Here is a 20,558-nt window from a genome sequence, read left to right as displayed (position 1 = left end):
TACGGAGTCAGAGGAATGGCCACTATTCCAATCACCAAGCGCGGTGCGGAAAAATTGAAAGCGGAGCTCAAGCAGCTCAAGTCCGTCGAGCGTCCGGCCGTGGTGCAAGCCATTGCCGAAGCGCGTGCGCAGGGTGACCTGAGCGAAAACGCGGAGTACGAAGCGGCCAAGGATCGCCAGGGTTTCATCGAAGGCCGCATCATCGAAGTGGAGGGCAAGCTCTCCGCCGCGCAGATCATCGACCCGAGCGTGCTCGACGCCGGCGGCAAGGTGGTGTTCGGTGCCACTGTCGATCTGGAAGACGAAGACAGCGGCGATGCGGTCACTTATCAAATCGTTGGCGAGGACGAGGCCGACCTGAAGCAAGGCCTGATCAACGTCTCCAGCCCCATCGCACGCGCGCTGATCGGCAAGGAAGAGGGCGATACTGCCGTGGTGCTGGCACCGGGCGGTGAGCGTCGCTACGAAGTGGTCGCCGTTCGTTACCTCTGATCGAGGAGCGCCTGCATCCATGTTTGAACGCCTGCCCGTTTTCGCAGCGGCTCTGTGGTGGGGAAGTCTCTCCGCCATTGGCTTCATGGCTGTACCCATGTTGTTCGCCAATCTGGGCAATCCTACGATGGCAGGAAATATGGCCGCCAAGTTGTTTGCAGCGCAGACCTGGATTTCGGTGGGCTGCTGCTTGGCCCTGCTGATTCTCAGCAAGCGTCGGCATGCGGAAAAAATTGAAGAGTGGGCGCAAAACGGGCTGATGCTGGTCATTGGCGGCATGCTGCTGGCTTTGCTGGTGCAGTATGGTGTATCGCCACGCATCGTTACGCGTCAGGATTTGAAACTGTGGCACAGCGTGGGCACCGTCATGTATGTGTTGCAGTGGGTCTGTGCGGCCATGCTGCTGTGGAAGCTCGCGAAGCCGCAGTCCTTATCTTGACGGGAGCGTCCGCGCGATTCCCTTGGCCATGAAAAAGGCGCTGACCTCGTAAGAGGCAGCGCCTTTGTGTTGATTGCAGGGCCATCGATTGCGTGACGATGACCTTATTCAGCCTGTTCCCAAGCCTTGGCAACCCAGGTGGCTGGCTGGATGTGTCGAAAACGCTTGTTGCGGCGACCTGCGAGCGCATCCGGCGGGTTGCATTCGCCGTGAAAAATCACGATGCGTGTGCCCTTGGGCGGCACCGGTTCCTTCCAGTAATTGGTCGGCCAAGTGGGAATGCAGGCGTACTTGAAGCTCGGGCACCAGGCGGCGGGCCAGTACGACAGCTTTCCCTGCTTGTTGAGAAAGTGCGAGAGGTATTCCTGCTCATTGCGGTACTGGGCGCGAATCGCCTGCGAGTTTTTGCGAAAGTACGCGAGTACGTCGGCATGCGCGCCCAGCTCGAAGCGGTAGACCGAGGAATTTCCGACGATGCGCTTGGCGTTGTTGCGCCAGAAGCGTGGATAGTCCTTGATGATCAGAAACTGGCCGGGCTGGGTAAAGAAATCATCCAGACTGCCGACGATCACGATGTCGATATCCAGAAACAACGCCGTGCCGCGCAGACCGTAGAGATCGGCCTCGAACGTGGTCAGCTTCTTCCACGCACGGTCCGGCTCGCCGGGCGCGAGGTTGAAATTGATGTCCGGAATCGGATGACATACCACCTCGGGGCGCAGGCCTTCGGTGTTGTCGGTCAGGCAGACGAACTTGAAATCGCCGGTGAGGTGGCGTCGCACCATGGCGTAGAGCCGGTTGACGTACTCCGGGCCGTACTTCGTGCCCCACTTCATGCAGATGATGTGGCGCTGCTGCGCAGCTTGCGCGGTAATTGTGGACATGTCGGCGGTGGTCATGCGAGGGGGTCAATCCGTCCTTGCGAACGGATCACTTGTTCACTTGAGCGGTCGATCAGTCGCTGTGGCCTTTTTTCACCGACTTCATCTTGGGCTTGGCGCGCTTGATCTGGCCACCGGCCGTCAGGCGCTGATTGCCGAGCACGCGGATCTGCTTGACTTCGGGCTTCTGGCCGCCGCGCTTGCTGAATTTGAGCACCTTGACGTCGCGCGGGCCGGGCATGCGGTCGTCGTCGTAGGCCTTTTCCTTTTCGGGAATCGGGCGCCACAGGACCAGCAGCTTGCCGATGTGCTGAATAGGCGCAGCGTTCAAGGTGTCGGCCAGTTGCTGGTACATTTCTTCACGTGCAACGCGGTCATCGCCGAAGACGCGGACCTTGATCAGGCCGTGCGCGTTGAGCGCTGCGTCGATCTCCTTTTGCACGCCGGGCGTCAGACCGTCGCCGCCGATCATGACCACGGGGTCCAAGTGATGGGCATCGGCGCGGTGTTCCCGGCGCTGTGTTGGAGTGAGTTGAATTTGAGGCATAGCCCGTATTATCTCAATGAGTGCGAGGTTTGCCTTTTTATTGAAGGATTCTGTATGCGCGGACAGGCCCAATCGATGGGTTTTCCCGTCAAAAGCGCATTGCAGCGGCTGCCGTTCGGAAGTTCCTTGACGGGGCAGGGATAGATATGAAAGTTCAAACCAAAAGCAAGAAGGTCAACAAGGCATGGCTCAACGAGCACATCCATGACCCCTACGTCAAACAGGCCCAGAAGGATGGCTACCGTGCCCGCGCGGCCTACAAACTCAAGGAAATCGACGAGCAGTTCCACCTGATCCGCCCCGGCCATGTCGTGGTGGATCTGGGCTGCACTCCGGGCGCCTGGAGTCAGTATGTGCGCCGTCGCCTCTCGCCCACGGGCGCTGCGGTGGGCGAACTCAACGGCGTGATCATCGGCCTGGACCTGCTGCCGATGGAGCCCATTGAGGGAGTTCAGTACATCCAGGGCGATTTCCGCGAGGAGTCCGTGCTGGCGCAACTGCAGGAAGCCGTGGGTGGCCGTCCTGTGGATGTGGTGGTGTCCGACATGGCGCCCAATCTTTCGGGCATAGATTCCACAGACGCGGCACGCATCTCGCATCTCATCGAGTTGGCCGTGGATTTTGCGGTGCAGCACCTGAAACCTGATGGTGCACTGGTGGTCAAGCTGTTCAACGGCAGCGGCTACACGCAACTGGTGCAGTTGTTCCGAGACACGTTCAAGGTGGTCAAACCCGTCAAGCCCAAGGCGTCGCGCGACAAGTCTTCAGAGACCTTCCTCGTGGGCATCGGCTTGAAAAAGCCCTGAAAAAGGCGTGAAATGACTTGTCACACTGTCTGAATACCCCTTTATTCGGGTGACCATGGCTCGCGCTGGGGTAAATCGAATGGGAAACGCGGTTGAAAAGTCTAAAATGTTCCCCAAATGCGCTAGAGCAATTTTGTGACCGGCATAGGGCACAGTTGTTCAATATTTTTAGAATCTGGAGCTCCGCTTGAACAATCAGTGGTTTTCAAAAGTCGCCGTATGGCTCGTGATCGCCATGGTGCTGTTTACGGTGTTCAAACAGTTTGACACCCGTTCCGGTGCTGGTGCTGGCACGGTCGGCTATTCGGACTTCCTCACGCAGGTCCGCGATGGTCGTATCAAGACTGCCACCATTCAGGAAAGCCCTGGCGGCACTGAAGTCGTGGCCGTGACCAGCGATGATCGCAAGATCCGCACGACAGCCACCTATCTGGACCGTGGTCTGGTGGGTGACCTGATCAACAACAACGTCAAGTTCGACGTGAAGCCACGCGAAGAAGGTTCGCTGCTGATGACCCTGCTCGTGAGCTGGGGCCCGATGCTGCTGCTGATCGGCGTGTGGGTCTACTTCATGCGACAGATGCAGGGTGGCGGCAAGGGCGGAGCGTTCAGCTTCGGCAAGTCCAAGGCCCGCATGCTCGACGAGAACAACAATACCGTCACGTTCGCGGATGTGGCTGGTTGCGATGAGGCCAAGGAAGAAGTCAAGGAAGTCGTTGACTTCCTGAAAGACCCGAACAAGTTCCAGAAGCTCGGCGGCCGCATTCCTCGCGGTCTGCTGCTGGTTGGCCCTCCAGGCACGGGTAAAACGCTGCTGGCCAAGTCCATCGCGGGCGAAGCCAAGGTGCCTTTCTTCTCGATCTCGGGTTCCGACTTCGTGGAAATGTTCGTCGGCGTGGGTGCTGCCCGTGTGCGCGACATGTTCGAGAACGCCAAGAAGAACGCGCCCTGCATCATCTTCATCGATGAAATCGACGCGGTCGGTCGCCAACGTGGCGCGGGTCTTGGCGGTGGCAATGACGAGCGCGAACAGACTCTGAACCAGATGCTGGTCGAGATGGACGGCTTCGAGACCAACCTCGGCGTGATCGTCGTGGCTGCGACCAACCGTCCCGACATTCTGGATGCCGCTCTGCTGCGCCCAGGCCGTTTTGACCGTCAGGTCTACGTGACGCTGCCCGACATCCGTGGCCGCGAGCAGATTCTGAACGTGCACATGCGCAAGATCCCTGTGGGTCAGGACGTGAATCCCGCGATCATTGCGCGCGGCACGCCCGGAATGTCCGGTGCGGATCTGGCCAACCTTTGCAATGAAGCCGCCCTGATGGCCGCACGCCGCAATGCGCGCACCGTTGAAATGCAGGACTTCGAGAAGGCCAAGGACAAGATCATCATGGGTCCGGAACGCAAGTCCATGGTCATGCCCGAGGAAGAGCGCCGCAACACGGCGTACCACGAAGCGGGTCATGCGCTGATCGGCAAGCTGCTGCCCAAGTGCGATCCGGTCCACAAGGTCACCATCATTCCACGCGGCCGTGCGCTGGGCGTGACGATGAGCCTGCCCGAGAAGGACCGCTACTCCTACGACAAGGAGTTCATGCTCAACCAGATCGCGATGCTGTTCGGTGGCCGTATCGCTGAAGAAGTGTTCATGAACCAGATGACCACTGGCGCAAGCAACGACTTTGAGCGTGCCACCCAGATCGCCCGCGACATGGTGATGCGTTACGGCATGACTGAGGCGCTTGGCCCGATGGTCTACGCTGAAAACGAAGGCGAAGTGTTCTTGGGTCGTTCCGTGACCAAGACCACCAGCATCAGCGAAGAAACGATGCAGAAGGTCGACACGGAAGTGCGTCGCATCATTGATGAGCAATACCACCTGGCCCGCAAGTTGATCGAGGAAAACTCGGACAAGATGCACGCCATGGCCAAGGCCATGCTGGAATGGGAAACCATTGATGCAGAGCAGCTTGACGACATCATGGCTGGCAAGGCGCCACGTCCTCCAAAGGACTGGACACCACGTGTGCCACCATCGGGTGGCGACAACAACTCGGGTGGCGGCACTCCTGCCGTGAAGTCCGACCCGGCGCCCACAGCGGCTTGAAGCCAGTGACTCACGGGCACTGATCTCCACAACAAACGGGGCCTTTCTAGGCCCCTTTGTTCTTTCTGGCGCATGCATGCAGTTGTGGCGCGAGGCAGCAGCAAACAAGGAACTCCTCAGGTATGTACTGGCAAGCCGGTCGTTTCCAGATTGATCTGAACGCGCCCAAGGTAATGGGCATCGTCAATGTCACGCCCGATTCATTCTCGGACGGTGGCAGTCACGACAACGCGCGCGATGCACTCGCGCATTGCGAGGCTCTGGTGGAGCAGGGTGCGGACATTCTCGACATTGGCGGCGAATCCACCCGCCCCGGCAGTCCCGCCGTGCCGCTCGACATGGAACTTGCTCGGGTGATTCCTGTGGTGCGCGCGGCGCGCAGCCTGGGCGTGCCGTTGTCCATCGACACCTACAAGCCCGAGGTCATGCGCGCTGCATTGGACGAGGGGGGCGACATCATCAATGACATCTGGGCGCTGCGCCAGCACGGCGCGCGCGAGGCGGTGGCCGCGCACCCGGGTTGCGGTATCTGCATCATGCACATGCACCGTGACCCGCAGACCATGCAGCAGCAGACGATGGAGGGTGCTGTGGTCGACGAGGTTTGGCGCTTTCTGGAGAGTGAATTGAGCGTACTGCGCGGCCTGGGCATCGCCAGCGAGCGCATCGTGCTGGATGCGGGCATTGGTTTCGGCAAGAGCGTGGAGCAAAATTTTTCGCTTCTTGCTGCTCAGGGTGAATTGGTTCGACGCGCGGGCGGCTACGCTTGGCTTGCGGGCTGGTCGCGCAAATCATCACTGGGAGCGGTGACGGGCCTTCCGGTCGATCAGCGCCTGGGTGCCAGTGTTGCGGCGGCGCTGCTGTCCGTACAGCAGGGCGCGGCCATCGTGCGGGTACATGATGTGCGTGACACGGTGGCGGCCCTCAAGGTGCTCGCTGCCATGGAGCAGCAGAATTTGCCGAATCGATAAGATCGGCCACCACGAATTCAAAGACGAGATCTAACAGGCAAAGGAAAACAACAAGATGACGCGTCGCTACTTTGGCACCGATGGAATTCGCGGCACCGTGGGTGTCGCACCGATCACGCCCGACTTTGCCCTCAAGCTTGCCCACGCCGTGGGCCGTGTGTTGCGCCGCACCGAAGAGCGCCCCACGGTGCTGATCGGCAAGGACACACGTATTTCCGGCTACATGTTGGAGAGCGCGCTCGAGTCTGGTTTCAACTCGGCTGGTGTGGACGTCGTGCTGCTTGGCCCGCTGCCGACGCCCGGCGTCGCCTACCTTACGCGCGCGCAGCGAGCGAGCCTCGGCGTGGTGATCAGCGCCAGCCACAATGCGTTTCAGGACAATGGCATCAAGTTCTTCTCCGCACGCGGCACCAAGTTGCCCGACAGTTGGGAAGAGCAGGTCGAGGCAGCGCTGGACGAGCCGCCCGTCTGGGCCGATTCGCAATCACTCGGCAAGGCCCGCCGTCTCGAAGACGCGGCCGGTCGCTACATCGAGTTCTGCAAGAGCACCTTCGCCAATGACCTGACGCTGCGCGGCCTGCGCATCGTCGTCGATGCGGCCAATGGCGCGGCGTATCACATCGCGCCCAAGGTGTTCCATGAACTGGGCGCTGAAGTCATCTCCATCGGCTGCTCGCCCGACGGTTTCAACATCAACCGTGACGTGGGTGCCACCCATCCCGATGCGCTGGTGCGCGCCGTGCGTGCCAACCACGCGCACTATGGTGTGGCTCTCGATGGCGACGCCGACCGTCTGCAGATGGTCGACGCACAGGGCCGCCTCTACAACGGGGATGAGCTGCTTTATCTGATGACGCTCGACCGCCTCTCGCGCAGCGAATCCGTGCCCGGCGTGGTGGGCACGCTGATGACCAACATGGCCGTCGAAGTGGCGCTGCGCCGCAAGGGCGTCGAGTTCGTGCGTGCCAAGGTGGGCGACCGCTATGTGCTCGAAGAACTCGTCAAGAACGGCTGGCAACTCGGCGGGGAGGGTTCGGGCCATCTGCTCGCGCTCGACAAGCACACCACCGGCGACGGTCTGGTGAGTGCGCTGCAGGTGCTGCAGACCTGCGTGCGCGCCGACAAGTCGCTGCCGAACCTGCTCTCCGAGGTGAAGCTGTTCCCGCAGGTGCTGCTCAACGTGCGCCTGCAACCCGGTCAGGACTGGAAGGCCAACACCAAGCTCGCCGAGGCCACGCGCGATGCGGAGCAGACCCTTGGCGACCAAGGCCGCGTCCTGATCCGTGCCAGCGGCACCGAGCCGTTGCTGCGCGTGATGGTGGAGGCCGAGAGCGCCGACGACGCGAACCACTATGCGCAGTTGCTCGCCGACGTGGCGCGCGCAAGTTGACGTCACCAAACCGTCACCCACCTGACACGCACCCGTCACTGCGGCCTTCCACAATTTCCTGCGGAGGCGGGGCGCTCCTGTCCGGGTAGCTGTCTGGCATGTCCTCCACACGATGAGGAATGCCCCCATGAGCGATCTGCCCAGCCCGACGATGCCCCTGAGCCCGGCTTCCTTGCCCAGGGGGTCACTTCACCGCCCATCTGATGCGAGCCATGTGGGGCAAATTTCGGAGACGCGCGGCGGGATCGAAGTCTCGTGGGCACGTCACCTCGATGAAGTGAGAGAGGCGCAGAAACTACGCTTCGATGTATTCGTCTCCGAAATGGGGGCGCAGCTGAACACTCCCGTCCCTGGGCACGACATTGATCTCTTCGACGATTTCTGCGAACACCTGCTGGTACGCGACACGATCACGCGTCAGGTGATCGGCACCTACCGTGTGCTGACGCCCGTGCAGGCCAGACGCGTGGGCAGCACTTACAGTGACACCGAATTCGATCTGACCCGCCTGCGCACGCTGCGTAGCCGCATGGTGGAGCTGGGCCGCAGTTGCGTGCATCCGGATCATCGCCACGGTGGAGTGGTGCTGGCGCTGTGGGGCGCGTTGGCTGATTTCATGGTGCGCAACTCTCTCGATACCATGATTGGCTGCGCCAGCATTCCGATGCTGCACAACGGCGTGGTGACCGGCGACGTGGCCGCGAGCATCTACCGTCGCATCAGCGAGACACATATGGCACCTATCGAGTACCACGTGCGTCCGCGATTGCCACTGCCGCTTGAGACGCTGGATGCCAGCCTTGATGTCGACCCGCCTGCATTGATCAAAGGCTACCTGCGTCTCGGCACCCGCATTCTTGGCGCTCCCGCGTGGGACCCGGACTTCAACACGGCCGATCTGCCGATGCTGATGCGTTTGGAAGACTTGCCTGCGAAGTACCGCAAGCATTTTCTCAACCGCTGACTGTCATATTCACGCAAGAAGCGGTGCCTTCTTACTTCGTGCCCCTCTGAACACAGCCAGCATACGAATGAATAAGTTCTCTGGGATATGACAAATCAATGACCTTGTCACGTGATTGTCATGGTCACGTTTGATACTGATTGTTGTCAATCTTGCACTGATCCATTCGTATGCCTTTCTCCGCATCCACGCCATCGTCCATGACTTCAACAGAGGGTAGTGCTGCCGTTTTCACCACGCGGTCTCCCGAGGGGGTGAACGGCAAGAAAATAGCTTTGCTCGACCGGGATCACAGTATTCTGGCGTTCAACGAACGGGTCTTCGATTGGGCGGTGCGTCCTGATGTGCCGCTGCTTGAGCGTCTGCGCTACCTTTGCATCGTGTCGTCGAATCTGGATGAATTCTTCGAAGTGCGGGCCGCTGCCCACTTGACCGCTGCGCAGCAGGGCGAGACCAAGGGCGAGTACAGCGTGGCCTCGTTCGAGGCGCTGGCGCAGAAGGCGCATCAGATGGTGGAGCGGCAGTACGCGCTCTACAACGATTCGCTGACTCCTGCGTTCGAGGCGCACGGCATCCGCATCGTCTCGCATGGCGAACGCAACAGTGCACAAAAACGCTGGGTGAAGGAGTATTTTCAACGCGATGTGCGGCCGCTGCTGATTCCGGTGGGACTCGATCCGTCGCACCCGTTCCCGCAGGTTGCCAACAAATCGCTCAACTTCATTGTCCGCTTGAAGGGGGGCGACGCTTTCGGTCGCTCCAACGAGATCGCCATCGTCAAGATTCCGCGCATCCTGCCGCGCGTGATCCGTCTGCCCGCCGAGGTGGCACCCAAGGGCGTGCAGATGGTCACGCTCTCAAGCATCATCCGCTCGCATCTGGCCGACCTGTTTCCCGGTCGCGAGGTGACCGAGTTCTCGCAGTTCCGCGTCACCCGCCACTCCGATCTGGCGGTGGATGAGGAGGACGTGCGCAATCTGCGGATGGCCTTGCGCCAAGGGTTGCAGCATCGGCATTTCGGTCAGGCGGTGCGGTTGGAGGTGTCTTCCGGCTGCTCGCGTTTCATGTCGGACTTTCTGCTGTTGCAGTTCAACCTGCCCGCTGCTGCGCTGTATCGCGTGCAGGGGCCGGTCAATCTGGTGCGCTTGTCGCAGGTGGTGGAGCTGGTGGCGGACCGTTCGCTGCTGTTTCCGGCCTGGCAGCCCGCGTGGCCCGAGCAACTGCCACGCAGCACGTCGATCTTTGCCGAGCTGAAGAAGCGAGATGTACTGATCCACCAGCCGTTCGAAAGCTTCGACGGCGTGCTGGCGTTCCTGCGCGAGGCGGTGAATGATCCCAAGGTGCTGGTGATCAAGCAGACGATCTACCGAACCGGTGCCGATTCCGAAATGATGGACTTGCTGCGCGAGGCTGTGCGCCGCGGCAAGGAGGTCACGGCCGTCGTGGAGCTCAAGGCGCGCTTCGACGAAGAGGCCAACATCAATTGGGCTGAGGCACTCGAATCCATTGGCGCACAGGTGGTGTATGGCGTCGTGGGCCTGAAGACGCACGCCAAGATGCTGCTCGTCACCCGCCGTGAAGGGCGACAGCTGCGGCGCTACGGCCATCTTTCCACCGGCAACTACAACCCGCGAACGGCCAAGCTCTACACCGATCTGAGCTGCCTCACGGCAGACGAGCACATCACGGCCGACATGGACACCGTGTTCGACCATCTGGCCAATCAGAACCGCGTGCCCAAGCTCAATGACCTGATTCTCGCGCCGTTCGAGTTGCAGCAGCGCATGATCGACATGGTCGACGCCGTCGGTCAGGCGGCGGCACGCGGCGAGCACGCGCGTATCGTCGCCAAGATGAACGCGCTGACCGATGAGGCACTGATCCAGGCGCTGCTGCGCGCAGGGCAGCAGGGTGCTCACATCGATCTGATCATTCGCGGCGCCTGCATGCTGCCCGCTCAGGTGCCGGGCGTGACAGACCGCATCCGTGTGCGCTCGGTCATCGGGCGTTTTCTGGAGCACACACGCGTGTTCTATTTCGCGGCGGGCCAGAAGGAAGATCTGTACCTTTCGAGTGCCGACTGGATGAATCGCAACATGCTGCGTCGCGTGGAATTGGCGTGGCCGGTGAAGGACAAGAAGCTGCGCCAACGCATCATTGATGAATGCTTGGTGTCTTATCTTCACGATGACCGTGACGCATGGACGCTTGAGGCCGATGGGCATTACGAGCGTGCACCGCACGTGACCGATGGTCTGGGTGCGCAAAAGGCACTCATGCTGCGCTACGCACCGGCGCGGTGACGTCATACGCCCAACACCCGAATCACACAATCTATCGACGAGAGAGACGCGAAATGGATCTGATTCTCTGGAGGCACGCCGAGGCCGAAGATGCACCGGATGGCGGGGAAGATCTGGAACGCCCACTGACCGCTCGCGGAGAAAAGCAGGCTGCACGCATGGCGTCGTGGCTGGATCGGCAATTGCCCGAGGGGCTGCGGGTGCTCGTGAGTCCCGCCGTGCGCACCGAACAGACTGCACGTGCCCTCGGGCGCAAGTTCAAGCCACGTGCTGAACTGCTGCCTGGGGGCTCGGTCGACGACCTGCTCGAACTGGCCCAGTGGCCCAAGTCACGCGGCGCGGTGCTGGTGGTGGGGCACCAGCCGATGCTTGGAGAGACGGCCGCCAGATTGCTGGGCATGACGGCCAGCCAGTGCGCGATCCGCAAGGGCTCGGTCTGGTGGCTCAGATACCGCAGTCGACAGGAGCTCGAAGAGACGATTCTGCTATCGGTGCAGTCGCCTGATTTCCTCTAGGAGCGCTCGTTCCGCAGGCCGTCGGCACCATCACTTCTTGGAGGTTTTGCTGTCCTCGGCCTTTGGGCGACCGGTCTTGATGGCGGGCACCGCGCGCAGCGCGGCTTGCAATTGCTGGTCGTTCAGTGAGGCCAGCAACTTGAGACCTGCGCGCAGCAGCTCGCTTTTTTTGACCTGATGATCGAACTTGGCGCTGCGCAGCTTGAGCGTGTCGATGACGGCGTATTCATCCTTGGGGATGGTGAAGCTGTCGCGCACCAGCTTGGGTTTTTTGGGCTTGACTTCCTTTGCTTCCTTCTGCACGTCCTTGGCGACGACCTTGCGGGCCTTGGAAGCGGCTTTGCTGGCCGTCTTGGCTTCCGCAGGCTTGGCCGATTTGGGGGCCTTCTTGGTCGTTGCGCTGACTGTCTTGACTGCAGGTTCAGCGGCCACGGGGGGACTCTTCTTGGGCGCAGGGGCTGCCGTGGTCGGTGCGGCGGTGGCTGCGGCCTGTTGCACCACCTTCTTGGCGGCGGCGGCAACAGGCGTGGGGGCGGCGGTCGGAGCGGTGGAGGTCTTGGTAGTGACGGTCATGAGAGACTTTTTGTAAAACGATATAAACAGTTTATACCGTTCTTCAAAAAAATGTCACCTCAGTTTCGTGACAAATTCCCAGGGCGTCTTTTGCCAGCAGTAGCGCTCTTCGTGCAGCAGATGGGCCGATTGCGGATAGCTCTCGGACCAGCCCGCACGTGAGCGGACGATGCAGCGCTCGCCATCGAAACTCAGCGCAAAGCCTTCGGTGTCAGGTTCACGGCGCGCGTGACACAGGGCGATGGCAGTGCGCAGGCACATGAGCTGCAGCACGAACTGCGGATCGCTGAGTTCAAGGCCGATCTTGTGCACCTTGCCGCGATGGCCGAGCACCAACTGGCTCAGGTGGTGCAGTTCGGGTAGGGCGAAACCAGCGGCGTCGGTATGGTCGAGGATGTACGCGCCGTGGCGCTGGTAGCCGCTGTGCGAGATGCGTTGGCCGATCTCGTGCAGACGCGCGGCCCAGTCCAGCTTGCGCGCAGCACGCTCACTGCCTGTGGGCGCTGCATTCTCGAAGAGTTGTGTGGCGATCTGCGCGACGCGCTGCGCGTGCAGTTCATCCACGCCAAAGCGCTGCATGAGGCCGCGCACGGTGGACGAGCGCAGATCGGTCTGGGGCTGTTCGCGGTCGAGCAGGTCGTAGAGCGCGCCTTGGCGCAACGCACCTTGTGCGACTTGCATTTCGGTGATGTCGAGCAGGCTGAAGATTGCGCGCAGCACACTGATGCCGCCGCCGATCACTGCGCGGCGGTCTTCCTTGAGACCGTTCATGCGCACACGGTCGGCGCTGCGGGCCAATATCAATTGCTCGTAGAGCCAGTCGAGGCCTTCGCGGGTGATTTTGCCTTCGGGGGATGCACCAGCGGCGGTCAGTACATCGCCTACTGCGCCCACTGTTCCGGAAGAACCATAGGCCACGTCCCAGGTGTCGCGTCGATAAACGTCGAGGGCCTCGTCGAGCACAGCTTTGGCTGCAACCTCGGCGGCTTCGAACGTGCGTGCGGTGAATTGGCCATCGGGGAAATAGCGCGTGGACCAGGCCACGCTGCCCACGCGAAACGACGCTACGGCGCTCGGCGTGAACTGGCGGCCGAGGATGATTTCGGTGGAGCGGCCGCCGATGTCGACCACGAGGCGGCGCTCGTCCGATTGCGGCAGCAGACGGGCCACGCCTTGATAGATGAGGCGCGCCTCTTCGGGACCCGAGACGATGTCGATGGGGTAGCCAAGGATCTGGCTGCCACGCTCGATGAACAGCTCGCGATTGCGCGCCTCGCGCAGCGTTTGCGTAGCGACCGCGCGCACATGCGCCTTCGGAAAGCCGGCCAGCCGCTCGGCAAAGCGGGCCAGACAGTCCCAGCCGCGCTGCATCGAGTCAGCGGTCAGATTCTTGTCTTCATCCAGCCCTGCGCCTTGACGTACGGTTTCCTTGAAGTATTCGATTTTTTCGATGTGGCCGTGCTCATATCGGCCGATTTCCAGTCGGAAGCTGTTGGACCCGAGGTCCACGGCAGCCAGCAATGTTCCATCTTGCATAAAAGGGGGGCTTGTTGCTTTGCGCGTTTTTACTCGCGGCGCAGCATAGCACCGACCCTCATGGCTGAGTGAAGGACATGGTCGCATTTGCGCTGGCTTCAATCCATCTCAGCCAACGATGCGGCCGTCCGAGGTGAGCATGCTTTGCGTGACATTGGCGTTGCTGAGCTTGTCGCCCTGATAGGCGATGAGGAAGCCGCCGATCTGTTGATCCGTGCGCTTGCGAAAGGCCGCCAACGCACCAGTGCGGCTGACGTTCGTGCCGAGCGTCGCGAGCACCTCGGCGGTGTAGCGCGCCGCGATGTAGCCCGCAAGACCGTGTTGCGACGGCGGCTCGTCGTAGAGCTTGCCCAGCGCTGTGCGGTAGCTGCGTACCACCGGCAGGCCGGAGCTCACCACTGGCACTGGCTGCGTGACGATCACAGAGATGTTTTGCGGCACGCCGCCGAGTTGTGTGAGAACCTGCAGATTCACGTCGGCCAACGCGATCAGGTAGCAGTGCGAGCCTGTTTTTCCACCGACCAGATGGGCGAAGGCGTGCAACTCGGGTGTGCCGCCAATGAACAGGATCAGCGCCGGGGGTACGGCGGGGCGCTTGTCGGCTAAAAGCGTTTGCAGTTTGAGCCCTTGTGCGCTGCTGGCGAGCGCGATGGAGGCGCTCAGCTCCTTTTGCAAAGCAGGAGTGGCATACACGACACCCGCCTGCTTGACGCCCATGACCGCCAGAGATTTCATGGCGTGGGCAATCTGGGCCTGATAGTCGGGGAATGCCGGAAACACGGCGTTTTCGCTGTCCGACCATTCCCGTTGCAGCCATGGCGCGACGAGGGGCAAAGCATTGCTGCTGGGGATGCGCTGCAGGCTGGCCACGGCGGCGGCTGTAGCGTCACCCACACAGCCGCTCAGCGCCACGCAGGTCGGGTCGATCACTGCGCTCTGCCAAGCGGCCTTGACGGCGCGGGCGCTGCCATCGGTTTCGACCACCAGATGCTGGATAGTGCGGCCCCTGGCGCGTTCGCGGGTGTTGAATTCCTGCCAGGCCACGCGCGAGCCGATCAGGAAATCGCGGCTGATGTCCTGCTGCAGCGGCGACATGTCGACGATCTGGGTGACCGAAGCCATGGCATTGTTCTCACCAGCGGCCAGAGCGGTCGTTGCCGGGAGGGCGGCCCCGAGCGCCGCCACCACTCCCGTGGTACGGAGCCATGCGCGGCGGTTGAGCGGTTCGGACAGGAGGGCGGGGCGAAGCATATTGGTAACGTAGCCATTGCGTTTGGAAACTTCATGTTACGAGTTGTTCAAGGCGGTTTTATGACAGTTGCGTGGCTTCCTGTCTCTGAAAAACCTTTGTGACAAACCCAATGTGTCACGAGGCTGTCATACAAGCTGCCTACATTTCGTTCCATCACATGTTTGTTCAACCTTGAGGTCTCTCTCATGACAATGTCTGCAATTCGCGTTCTGGTGTCCGGTCTGGTCGCAATGGGTGCGTTCTCCTCCGCAATGGCACAGAGCGAAGCAACAGGCGCTGGTGCCAGCTTCCCGGCACCGCTGTATTCCAAGTGGGCCGCCGACTACAACAAGGCAACCGGTGTCAAGATCAACTACCAGTCTGTCGGTTCGGGCGCTGGTCTCAAGCAGATCGAAGCCAAGACCATCGACTTCGGCGCTTCGGACGCTCCCCTGAAGGATGATGAATTGCAGAAGAAGGGCCTGATGCAGTTCCCCACCGTGATCGGCGGCATCGTGCCGGTCGTGAACATCAAGGGCATCGCTCCAGGCCAACTCAAGCTCTCCGGCAAGGTGCTGGGCGACATCTATCTGGGCAAGATCACCAACTGGAACGATGCCGCCATCAAGGCGCTGAACCCCGGCGTGAACCTGCCTGACGCAGCCATCGCTCCGGTGCGTCGCGCCGACGGCTCGGGCACGACCTTCGGCTTCACCAACTATCTGTCGAAGGTGAACCCCGAGTGGAAGGAAAAGATCGGTGAAGGCACTGCGGTGAACTGGCCTACCGGTGCGGGTGGCAAGGGCAACGAAGGCGTTGCCGCTTTCGTGGGCCGCCTGCCCAACTCCATCGGCTACGTCGAGTACGCCTATGTGAAGCAGAACAAGATGATCTACACCCAACTGCAGAACAAGGACGGCAACTTTGTCTCGCCGGACGACGCCACTTTCAAGGCAGCGGCTGCGGGTGCTGACTGGGCCAAGAGCTTCTATCAGATCCTGACCGAACAGCCCGGCAAGGATGCATGGCCGATCACTTCCGCCACCTTCATCCTGATGCACAAGGTGCAGGACAAGCCCGTGCAGGCCGCCACCTCGTTGAAGTTCTTCGAATGGGCCTACAAGAGCGGCGACAAGACAGCCGGTGACCTGGACTATGTGCCCATGCCCGACAGCGTCAAGCAAGTGATCTTCAAGGCGTGGGCCGACATCAAGGACGCTTCCGGCAAGTCGATTGAAGTGAAGTAATTGGTGAAACGACCGTTGAATCAAAAGGCACGATAAAAGTGCATTTCGCCTCGCAGATGATCAGAATGTCATATTCCGGTTGTCGCGGGGCGAAGCTCGAAGTTCTTCGCAAGTCTTTTCGGATTTCGAAACCTTTCCAAGGCGACTGAAGTGTCAACAACGCTGCCCGTATCATCATCCAATTCTTCCTTGAAGGATGTGGAAAGAGTGTCTAGAAAATCCCCCCCACCACGCAGGCCGCCCCTGTCCGGCGCGCTTGTCGACCGTATCTTCGGCTGGTGTGCACGCGGCGCTGCGTTGCTCACACTGATGCTGCTGATCGGCATTCTCATTTCTCTGGTCCATGGTGCCTGGCCATCGATCACCAAGTACGGCCTCGGCTTCCTCACCAGCAGCGTCTGGGACCCCGTGAACAACGAGTACGGCGGTCTGGTGATGATCTACGGCACGCTGGCGACATCGGCCATCGCGCTGCTGATCGCCGTGCCGGTGAGTTTCGGCATTGCGCTGTTTCTCACCGAACTCTCCCCAGCCTGGCTCAAGCGCCCGCTGGGCACCGCCATTGAATTGCTGGCGGCAGTTCCCTCCATCGTGTACGGCATGTGGGGCCTGATGGTCTTCGGCCCGATTCTGGCGACCTACGTTCAGATGCCGCTGCAAAAGATGTTCAACGGCGTGCCATTCTTTGGTGCGCTGGTTTCGGGCCCTCCGGTTGGCATCGGCATCCTGTCTGCTGGCATCATCCTCGCGATCATGATCATTCCGTTCATCGCCTCGGTGATGCGCGACGTGTTCGAAGTGACGCCCGCGCTCCTCAAGGAATCGGCCTACGGCCTCGGCTCCACGACCTGGGAAGTGGTCTGGAAGGTCGTTCTGCCTTACACCAAGGCAGGTGTGCTCGGTGGCGTGATGCTGGGTCTGGGTCGCGCTCTGGGTGAAACCATGGCCGTGACCTTCGTGATCGGCAACATGAACCAGCTCAACTCGCTGTCGGTCTTCGAGGCCGCCAACAGCATCACCTCGGCGCTGGCCAACGAATTCGCTGAAGCGGGTGAGGGTCTGCATCAGGCGTCGCTGATCTATCTGGGGCTGGTTCTGTTCTTCATCACCTTTGTCGTGCTGACGCTCTCCAAGCTGCTGCTCAATCGCCTGAAGAAGTCTGAAGGAGCGCGTTCATGAATACCACTGCAACATCCGCAAAACTCATCGCCGCGCAGGATATTGCCAACGTGCGCGCTGCCCGTTTCGCTCGCCGCAATCGTGTGAACCAGATCGCTCTGGCGTTGTCTCTGGCAGCCATGGCTTTCGGTGTGTTCTGGCTGGTCTGGATTCTCTGGGAAACCCTGCGTCTCGGTATCGGCGGTCTCAGCATGACGCTGTTCACCGAAATGACGCCACCTCCCAATGACGAAGGCGGTATCGCCAACGCGATCTTCGGTTCGGTGGTGATGGTGGGTCTCGCCACTTTCGTTGGCACGCCGATCGGCATCATGGCTGGTGTGTATCTGGCCGAGTACGATCCGCGCGGATGGCTGGCGTCGGTCACGCGCTTCGTGAACGACATTCTGCTGTCGGCACCGTCCATCGTGATTGGTTTGTTCGTCTACGCCATCGTGGTGGCGCGTTTCAAGAGCTTCTCGGCTTACGCCGGCATTCTGGCGCTGGCGCTGATTGTGATTCCGGTGGTGATCCGCACCACCGAGAACATGCTGGTGCTGGTGCCGTCGAGTCTGCGTGAAGCGGCTTATGCGCTCGGAACGCCCAAGTGGAAGGTCATCACGATGGTGACGCTGCGCGCCGCCCGCGCCGGTGTGATCACCGGTGTGCTGCTGGCCGTGGCCCGCATCGCCGGTGAAACGGCTCCACTGCTCTTCACCGCGCTGAACAACCAGTTCTGGAATGGCGATCTGGGTAAGCCCATGGCCAGCCTGCCGGTCACGATCTTCAAGTTCGCAATGAGCCCATACGAGAACTGGCAACACCTGGCATGGGCCGGTGTGTTCCTGATCACGCTGGCTGTGCTGGGGCTGAACATTCTGGCCCGATTCGTCACACGCCAGAAGTGACACGACCCACTTAACGAATTCAAGAATCCAAGAGAAGAGGAAACCCTCATCATGGCTCCCATCAAGAACAGTCTGTCGGCCAACACCTCGAAGATCACGGTGCGCAACCTGAACTTCTACTACGGTAAGTTCCACGCGCTCAAGGGCATCAACCTTGAGATCCCCGAGAACAAGGTGACCGCGTTCATCGGCCCATCGGGCTGTGGCAAGTCCACGCTGCTGCGCACCTTCAACCGCATGTTCGAGCTCTATCCCGAGCAGCGCGCCGAAGGCGAGATCATTCTGGACGGCGAGAATCTGCTCACCTCCAAGCAGGACGTGGCGTTGATCCGTGCCAAGGTCGGCATGGTGTTCCAGAAGCCCACGCCTTTCCCGATGTCCATCTATGACAACATCGCCTTCGGTGTGAAGCTTTTCGAGAGTCTGAACGCCACCGACATGGATGAGCGCGTTGAATGGGCGCTGCGCAAGGCGGCTCTGTGGACCGAAGTGAAGGACAAGCTGCACCAGAGCGGCTCGGGTCTTTCGGGTGGCCAGCAGCAGCGTCTGTGCATCGCACGCGGCATTGCGATCAAGCCTGAAGTGCTGCTGCTTGACGAACCTTGCTCGGCATTGGATCCTATCTCGACCGCCAAGGTCGAAGAGCTGATCGCGGAACTGAAGAACGACTACACCGTCGTCATCGTGACCCACAACATGCAGCAGGCCGCCCGTTGCAGCGACTACACCGCCTACATGTACCTGGGCGATCTGGTCGAGTTCGGCGATACGGAACAGATGTTCTTCAAGCCGCAGCGCAAGGAAACCGAAGACTACATCACCGGCCGTTTCGGCTGATGGATACCAAGGAGATAAAAAGCATGCCAGACAAACACCTCTCCTCGCAGTTCGACAGCGAACTCAACAGCGTCTCCTCGCGCGTGATGGAGCTCGGCGGTCTCGTCGAGTCGCAGATCCGCCAGGCCATCTATGCGCTGTCGCACTTCAGCATCGAAGCGGTGCAGCAAGTGGAAGCCATCGAGCAGCGCGTGAACAGCATGGAAGTGGAAATTGACCACGAGCTGTCCAGCATCATCGCGCGCCGTCAGCCGACAGCGCGCGACCTGCGCCTGTTGATTGCGTTCAGCAAGGCCATCGCCAACCTCGAACGCATGGGCGACGAAGCCACGCGCATGGCGCGCATGGTGCGCTCGATCATTGAAAGCGGCTCGGCCCGTTCGCTGCCCTCGAGCGATCTGCGCATGGCCGCTGATCTGGCCTCGGGTCTGCTGCGCAAGGCGCTGGACGCCTTTGCGCGCCTCGATACCAAGGCGGCGCTCGACATCCTGAAAGAAGACGATCTGATCGACAAGGAGTTCGACGGGTTCGTGCGCAAGCTGGTCACCTACATGATGGAAGACCCGCGCATGATCTCGCCAAGCCTCGATCTGCTGTTCCTGGCCAAGGCCATCGAGCGCATCGGAGACCACTCCAAGAATGTGGCCGAACTCATCATCTATCTGGTCAAGGGCAAGGATGTGCGCCACACTGCGATGGATGAAATCGAGTCGACAGTTGGTTGAAAGGGCGGTGCGTTAGATGAAGAAACTACCTCGCGTTCTGATCGTCGAAGACGAGTCGGCGATTGCCGAACTGGTCGCCGTCAACCTGCGTCATAACGGCTTTCAGCCCATCTGGGCCGAAGACGGTGACTCAGCCCAGCGTGAGCTGGATGCCGTGCTGCCCGACGTGATCCTGCTCGACTGGATGCTGCCGGGCCAAAGCGGCCTGCAACTGGCCCGCAAGTGGCGCGCCGACCCGCGCACCAAGCCGATCCCGATCCTGATGCTGACCGCGCGCGGCGATGAGCCGGACAAGGTCGCGGGGCTCGATGCAGGTGCCGACGACTACATCACCAAGCCGTTCTCCACGCAGGAGTTGCTCGCGCGCATCCGCGCCGTGCTGCGTCGTCGAGCACCCGAGCAGGTGAGCGATAGCGTGTCCATTGGCGAGCTGACACTCGACGCGGGCACCTACCGCGTGAGCTATCAGGGGCAGGGCCTCAAGGTGGGCCCGACCGAGTTCAAGCTGCTGCACTTTTTGATGAAGCATTCCGAGCGGGTGCACAGCCGAGCTCAGCTGCTCGACAAGGTCTGGGGTGATCATGTGTTCATCGAAGAGCGCACCGTGGATGTGCACGTCAAGCGCCTGCGCGAAGCGCTGGGCGGTGCCTCGACGATGATCGAGACTGTGCGCGGTGCGGGATACCGCCTCACCGCTCAACCGCCTGCACTGATGCAGGCGTGAGGAACGTTGCGCGCTGATCTCCGGGTCCGCATGGACCGGAGACCGGATGCGGCAACTGGATGCCGGGTTCGCACGCCCGGCATTTTCGTTTCGGCCGAATTTCGACCAAGGTCCGTAGTGTTTGTGGAAAAGCACTTGGGCGTATAACTGACATATCTTTACCACAGCGGCATCCGAAAATGCCGTTATTTGCGCAGAACC

General features: G+C 60.8%; 20 protein-coding genes. 15 read left to right on the top strand and 5 right to left on the bottom strand.

Features of this window, described 5'->3' with window-relative positions; translation table 11 throughout:
- Positions 1-15 precede the first annotated feature (15 nt).
- A complete protein-coding gene (greA, locus tag G7047_RS13005; RefSeq protein WP_166305954.1) occupies positions 16-492 on the top strand; it encodes a transcription elongation factor GreA in 477 nt (158 codons plus the stop codon).
- Positions 493-511: 19 nt separating this feature from the next.
- A complete protein-coding gene (locus G7047_RS13000; protein WP_166305951.1) occupies positions 512-931 on the top strand; it encodes a DUF4149 domain-containing protein in 420 nt (139 codons plus the stop codon).
- A 104-nt stretch (positions 932-1,035) separates the two neighbouring features.
- Here G7047_RS13000 and G7047_RS12995 read toward each other — a convergent pair whose 3' ends face one another.
- The gene (locus tag G7047_RS12995) at positions 1,036-1,830 is read right to left on the bottom strand and encodes a glycosyltransferase (protein ID WP_240939480.1); all 795 of its coding nucleotides are present in this window, start codon (positions 1,828-1,830) and stop codon (positions 1,036-1,038) included.
- A gap of 55 nt (positions 1,831-1,885) precedes the next feature.
- On the bottom strand, positions 1,886-2,359 hold the full coding sequence (locus tag G7047_RS12990) for a YhbY family RNA-binding protein (RefSeq protein WP_166305948.1): 474 nt from the start codon (positions 2,357-2,359) through the stop codon (positions 1,886-1,888).
- Positions 2,360-2,505: 146 nt separating this feature from the next.
- On the opposite strand from G7047_RS12990, the gene G7047_RS12985 reads away from it, so the two are divergent.
- The 7 genes from G7047_RS12985 (at position 2,506) to G7047_RS12955 (ending at position 11,418) form a co-directional block, all read left to right on the top strand.
- Entirely contained in the window at positions 2,506-3,165 is a 660-nt protein-coding gene (locus tag G7047_RS12985) for an RlmE family RNA methyltransferase (RefSeq protein ID WP_166305945.1), read from the top strand.
- 187 nt (positions 3,166-3,352) lie between these two features.
- Entirely contained in the window at positions 3,353-5,275 is a 1,923-nt protein-coding gene (gene ftsH / locus G7047_RS12980; RefSeq protein ID WP_166305942.1) for an ATP-dependent zinc metalloprotease FtsH, read from the top strand.
- A 122-nt stretch (positions 5,276-5,397) separates the two neighbouring features.
- Complete coding sequence (folP, locus tag G7047_RS12975) at positions 5,398-6,246, top strand: dihydropteroate synthase (RefSeq protein WP_166305939.1); 849 nt, start codon at positions 5,398-5,400, stop codon at positions 6,244-6,246.
- Positions 6,247-6,301: 55 nt separating this feature from the next.
- Complete coding sequence (gene glmM / locus G7047_RS12970) at positions 6,302-7,636, top strand: phosphoglucosamine mutase (RefSeq protein WP_166305936.1); 1,335 nt, start codon at positions 6,302-6,304, stop codon at positions 7,634-7,636.
- A 127-nt stretch (positions 7,637-7,763) separates the two neighbouring features.
- Complete coding sequence (locus tag G7047_RS12965) at positions 7,764-8,600, top strand: GNAT family N-acetyltransferase (protein WP_166305933.1); 837 nt, start codon at positions 7,764-7,766, stop codon at positions 8,598-8,600.
- A 200-nt stretch (positions 8,601-8,800) separates the two neighbouring features.
- On the top strand, positions 8,801-10,903 hold the full coding sequence (ppk1, locus tag G7047_RS12960; RefSeq protein WP_205904784.1) for a polyphosphate kinase 1: 2,103 nt from the start codon (positions 8,801-8,803) through the stop codon (positions 10,901-10,903).
- Positions 10,904-10,956: 53 nt separating this feature from the next.
- Positions 10,957-11,418 carry a histidine phosphatase family protein gene (locus G7047_RS12955; RefSeq protein WP_166305927.1) on the top strand — a complete coding sequence of 154 codons (462 nt, stop codon included), beginning with the start codon at positions 10,957-10,959 and terminating at the stop codon, positions 11,416-11,418.
- Positions 11,419-11,448: 30 nt separating this feature from the next.
- On the opposite strand, the gene G7047_RS12950 is transcribed toward G7047_RS12955, so the two are convergent.
- From G7047_RS12950 to G7047_RS12940, 3 genes are all read right to left on the bottom strand, one after another.
- Positions 11,449-11,991 (bottom strand): hypothetical protein, encoded by a 543-nt coding sequence (locus G7047_RS12950; protein ID WP_240939479.1) that lies wholly within the window; start codon positions 11,989-11,991, stop codon positions 11,449-11,451.
- Positions 11,992-12,045: 54 nt separating this feature from the next.
- Positions 12,046-13,527 carry a Ppx/GppA phosphatase family protein gene (locus tag G7047_RS12945; protein WP_166305924.1) on the bottom strand — a complete coding sequence of 494 codons (1,482 nt, stop codon included), beginning with the start codon at positions 13,525-13,527 and terminating at the stop codon, positions 12,046-12,048.
- Between the two features lie 108 nt (positions 13,528-13,635).
- Positions 13,636-14,778, bottom strand: a complete 1,143-nt coding sequence (locus G7047_RS12940; RefSeq protein ID WP_166305921.1) for an ABC transporter substrate-binding protein — start codon at positions 14,776-14,778, stop codon at positions 13,636-13,638.
- Positions 14,779-14,964: 186 nt separating this feature from the next.
- Here G7047_RS12940 and pstS point away from each other — a divergent pair, with 186 nt between their 5' ends.
- The 6 genes from pstS to phoB all read left to right on the top strand — a co-directional run bounded on the left by pstS (position 14,965) and on the right by phoB (position 20,357).
- Positions 14,965-16,005, top strand: coding sequence for a phosphate ABC transporter substrate-binding protein PstS (gene pstS / locus G7047_RS12935; RefSeq protein WP_166305918.1), 1,041 nt, complete (start codon positions 14,965-14,967; stop codon positions 16,003-16,005).
- Between the two features lie 207 nt (positions 16,006-16,212).
- Entirely contained in the window at positions 16,213-17,184 is a 972-nt protein-coding gene (pstC, locus tag G7047_RS12930) for a phosphate ABC transporter permease PstC (protein WP_240939478.1), read from the top strand.
- The gene (pstA, locus tag G7047_RS12925; protein WP_166305912.1) at positions 17,181-18,071 is read left to right on the top strand and encodes a phosphate ABC transporter permease PstA; all 891 of its coding nucleotides are present in this window, start codon (positions 17,181-17,183) and stop codon (positions 18,069-18,071) included. Before pstC ends, pstA begins: the two co-directional genes overlap by 4 nt.
- Before the next feature lie 51 nt (positions 18,072-18,122).
- Positions 18,123-18,908: a phosphate ABC transporter ATP-binding protein PstB gene (gene pstB / locus G7047_RS12920; protein ID WP_166066309.1), complete on the top strand. Its 786-nt coding sequence runs from the start codon at positions 18,123-18,125 to the stop codon at positions 18,906-18,908.
- Positions 18,909-18,931: 23 nt separating this feature from the next.
- Entirely contained in the window at positions 18,932-19,633 is a 702-nt protein-coding gene (phoU, locus tag G7047_RS12915; protein WP_166305909.1) for a phosphate signaling complex protein PhoU, read from the top strand.
- 16 nt (positions 19,634-19,649) lie between these two features.
- Positions 19,650-20,357 (top strand): phosphate regulon transcriptional regulator PhoB, encoded by a 708-nt coding sequence (phoB, locus tag G7047_RS12910; RefSeq protein ID WP_166305906.1) that lies wholly within the window; start codon positions 19,650-19,652, stop codon positions 20,355-20,357.
- Positions 20,358-20,558: the final 201 nt, after the last annotated feature.

This window comes from Diaphorobacter sp. HDW4A, assembly GCF_011305995.1.
Taxonomy (GTDB): domain Bacteria; phylum Pseudomonadota; class Gammaproteobacteria; order Burkholderiales; family Burkholderiaceae_C; genus Diaphorobacter_A.
This window is presented reverse-complemented; position numbering and strand designations above follow the sequence as displayed.

What these genes read in the sequence shown, in the direction of transcription:
- greA (WP_166305954.1), top strand. Translation starts at nt 16, where the DNA reads ATGGCCACTATTCCAATCACCAAGCGCGGTGCGGAAAAATTGAAAGCG.
- G7047_RS13000 (WP_166305951.1), top strand. Translation starts at nt 512, where the DNA reads ATGTTTGAACGCCTGCCCGTTTTCGCAGCGGCTCTGTGGTGGGGAAGT.
- G7047_RS12995 (WP_240939480.1), bottom strand. Translation starts at nt 1,830, where the DNA reads ATGACCACCGCCGACATGTCCACAATTACCGCGCAAGCTGCGCAGCAG.
- G7047_RS12990 (WP_166305948.1), bottom strand. Translation starts at nt 2,359, where the DNA reads ATGCCTCAAATTCAACTCACTCCAACACAGCGCCGGGAACACCGCGCC.
- G7047_RS12985 (WP_166305945.1), top strand. Translation starts at nt 2,506, where the DNA reads ATGAAAGTTCAAACCAAAAGCAAGAAGGTCAACAAGGCATGGCTCAAC.
- folP (WP_166305939.1), top strand. Translation starts at nt 5,398, where the DNA reads ATGTACTGGCAAGCCGGTCGTTTCCAGATTGATCTGAACGCGCCCAAG.
- glmM (WP_166305936.1), top strand. Translation starts at nt 6,302, where the DNA reads ATGACGCGTCGCTACTTTGGCACCGATGGAATTCGCGGCACCGTGGGT.
- G7047_RS12965 (WP_166305933.1), top strand. Translation starts at nt 7,764, where the DNA reads ATGAGCGATCTGCCCAGCCCGACGATGCCCCTGAGCCCGGCTTCCTTG.
- ppk1 (WP_205904784.1), top strand. Translation starts at nt 8,801, where the DNA reads ATGACTTCAACAGAGGGTAGTGCTGCCGTTTTCACCACGCGGTCTCCC.
- G7047_RS12955 (WP_166305927.1), top strand. Translation starts at nt 10,957, where the DNA reads ATGGATCTGATTCTCTGGAGGCACGCCGAGGCCGAAGATGCACCGGAT.
- G7047_RS12950 (WP_240939479.1), bottom strand. Translation starts at nt 11,991, where the DNA reads ATGACCGTCACTACCAAGACCTCCACCGCTCCGACCGCCGCCCCCACG.
- G7047_RS12945 (WP_166305924.1), bottom strand. Translation starts at nt 13,527, where the DNA reads ATGCAAGATGGAACATTGCTGGCTGCCGTGGACCTCGGGTCCAACAGC.
- G7047_RS12940 (WP_166305921.1), bottom strand. Translation starts at nt 14,778, where the DNA reads ATGCTTCGCCCCGCCCTCCTGTCCGAACCGCTCAACCGCCGCGCATGG.
- pstS (WP_166305918.1), top strand. Translation starts at nt 14,965, where the DNA reads ATGACAATGTCTGCAATTCGCGTTCTGGTGTCCGGTCTGGTCGCAATG.
- pstA (WP_166305912.1), top strand. Translation starts at nt 17,181, where the DNA reads ATGAATACCACTGCAACATCCGCAAAACTCATCGCCGCGCAGGATATT.
- pstB (WP_166066309.1), top strand. Translation starts at nt 18,123, where the DNA reads ATGGCTCCCATCAAGAACAGTCTGTCGGCCAACACCTCGAAGATCACG.
- phoU (WP_166305909.1), top strand. Translation starts at nt 18,932, where the DNA reads ATGCCAGACAAACACCTCTCCTCGCAGTTCGACAGCGAACTCAACAGC.
- phoB (WP_166305906.1), top strand. Translation starts at nt 19,650, where the DNA reads ATGAAGAAACTACCTCGCGTTCTGATCGTCGAAGACGAGTCGGCGATT.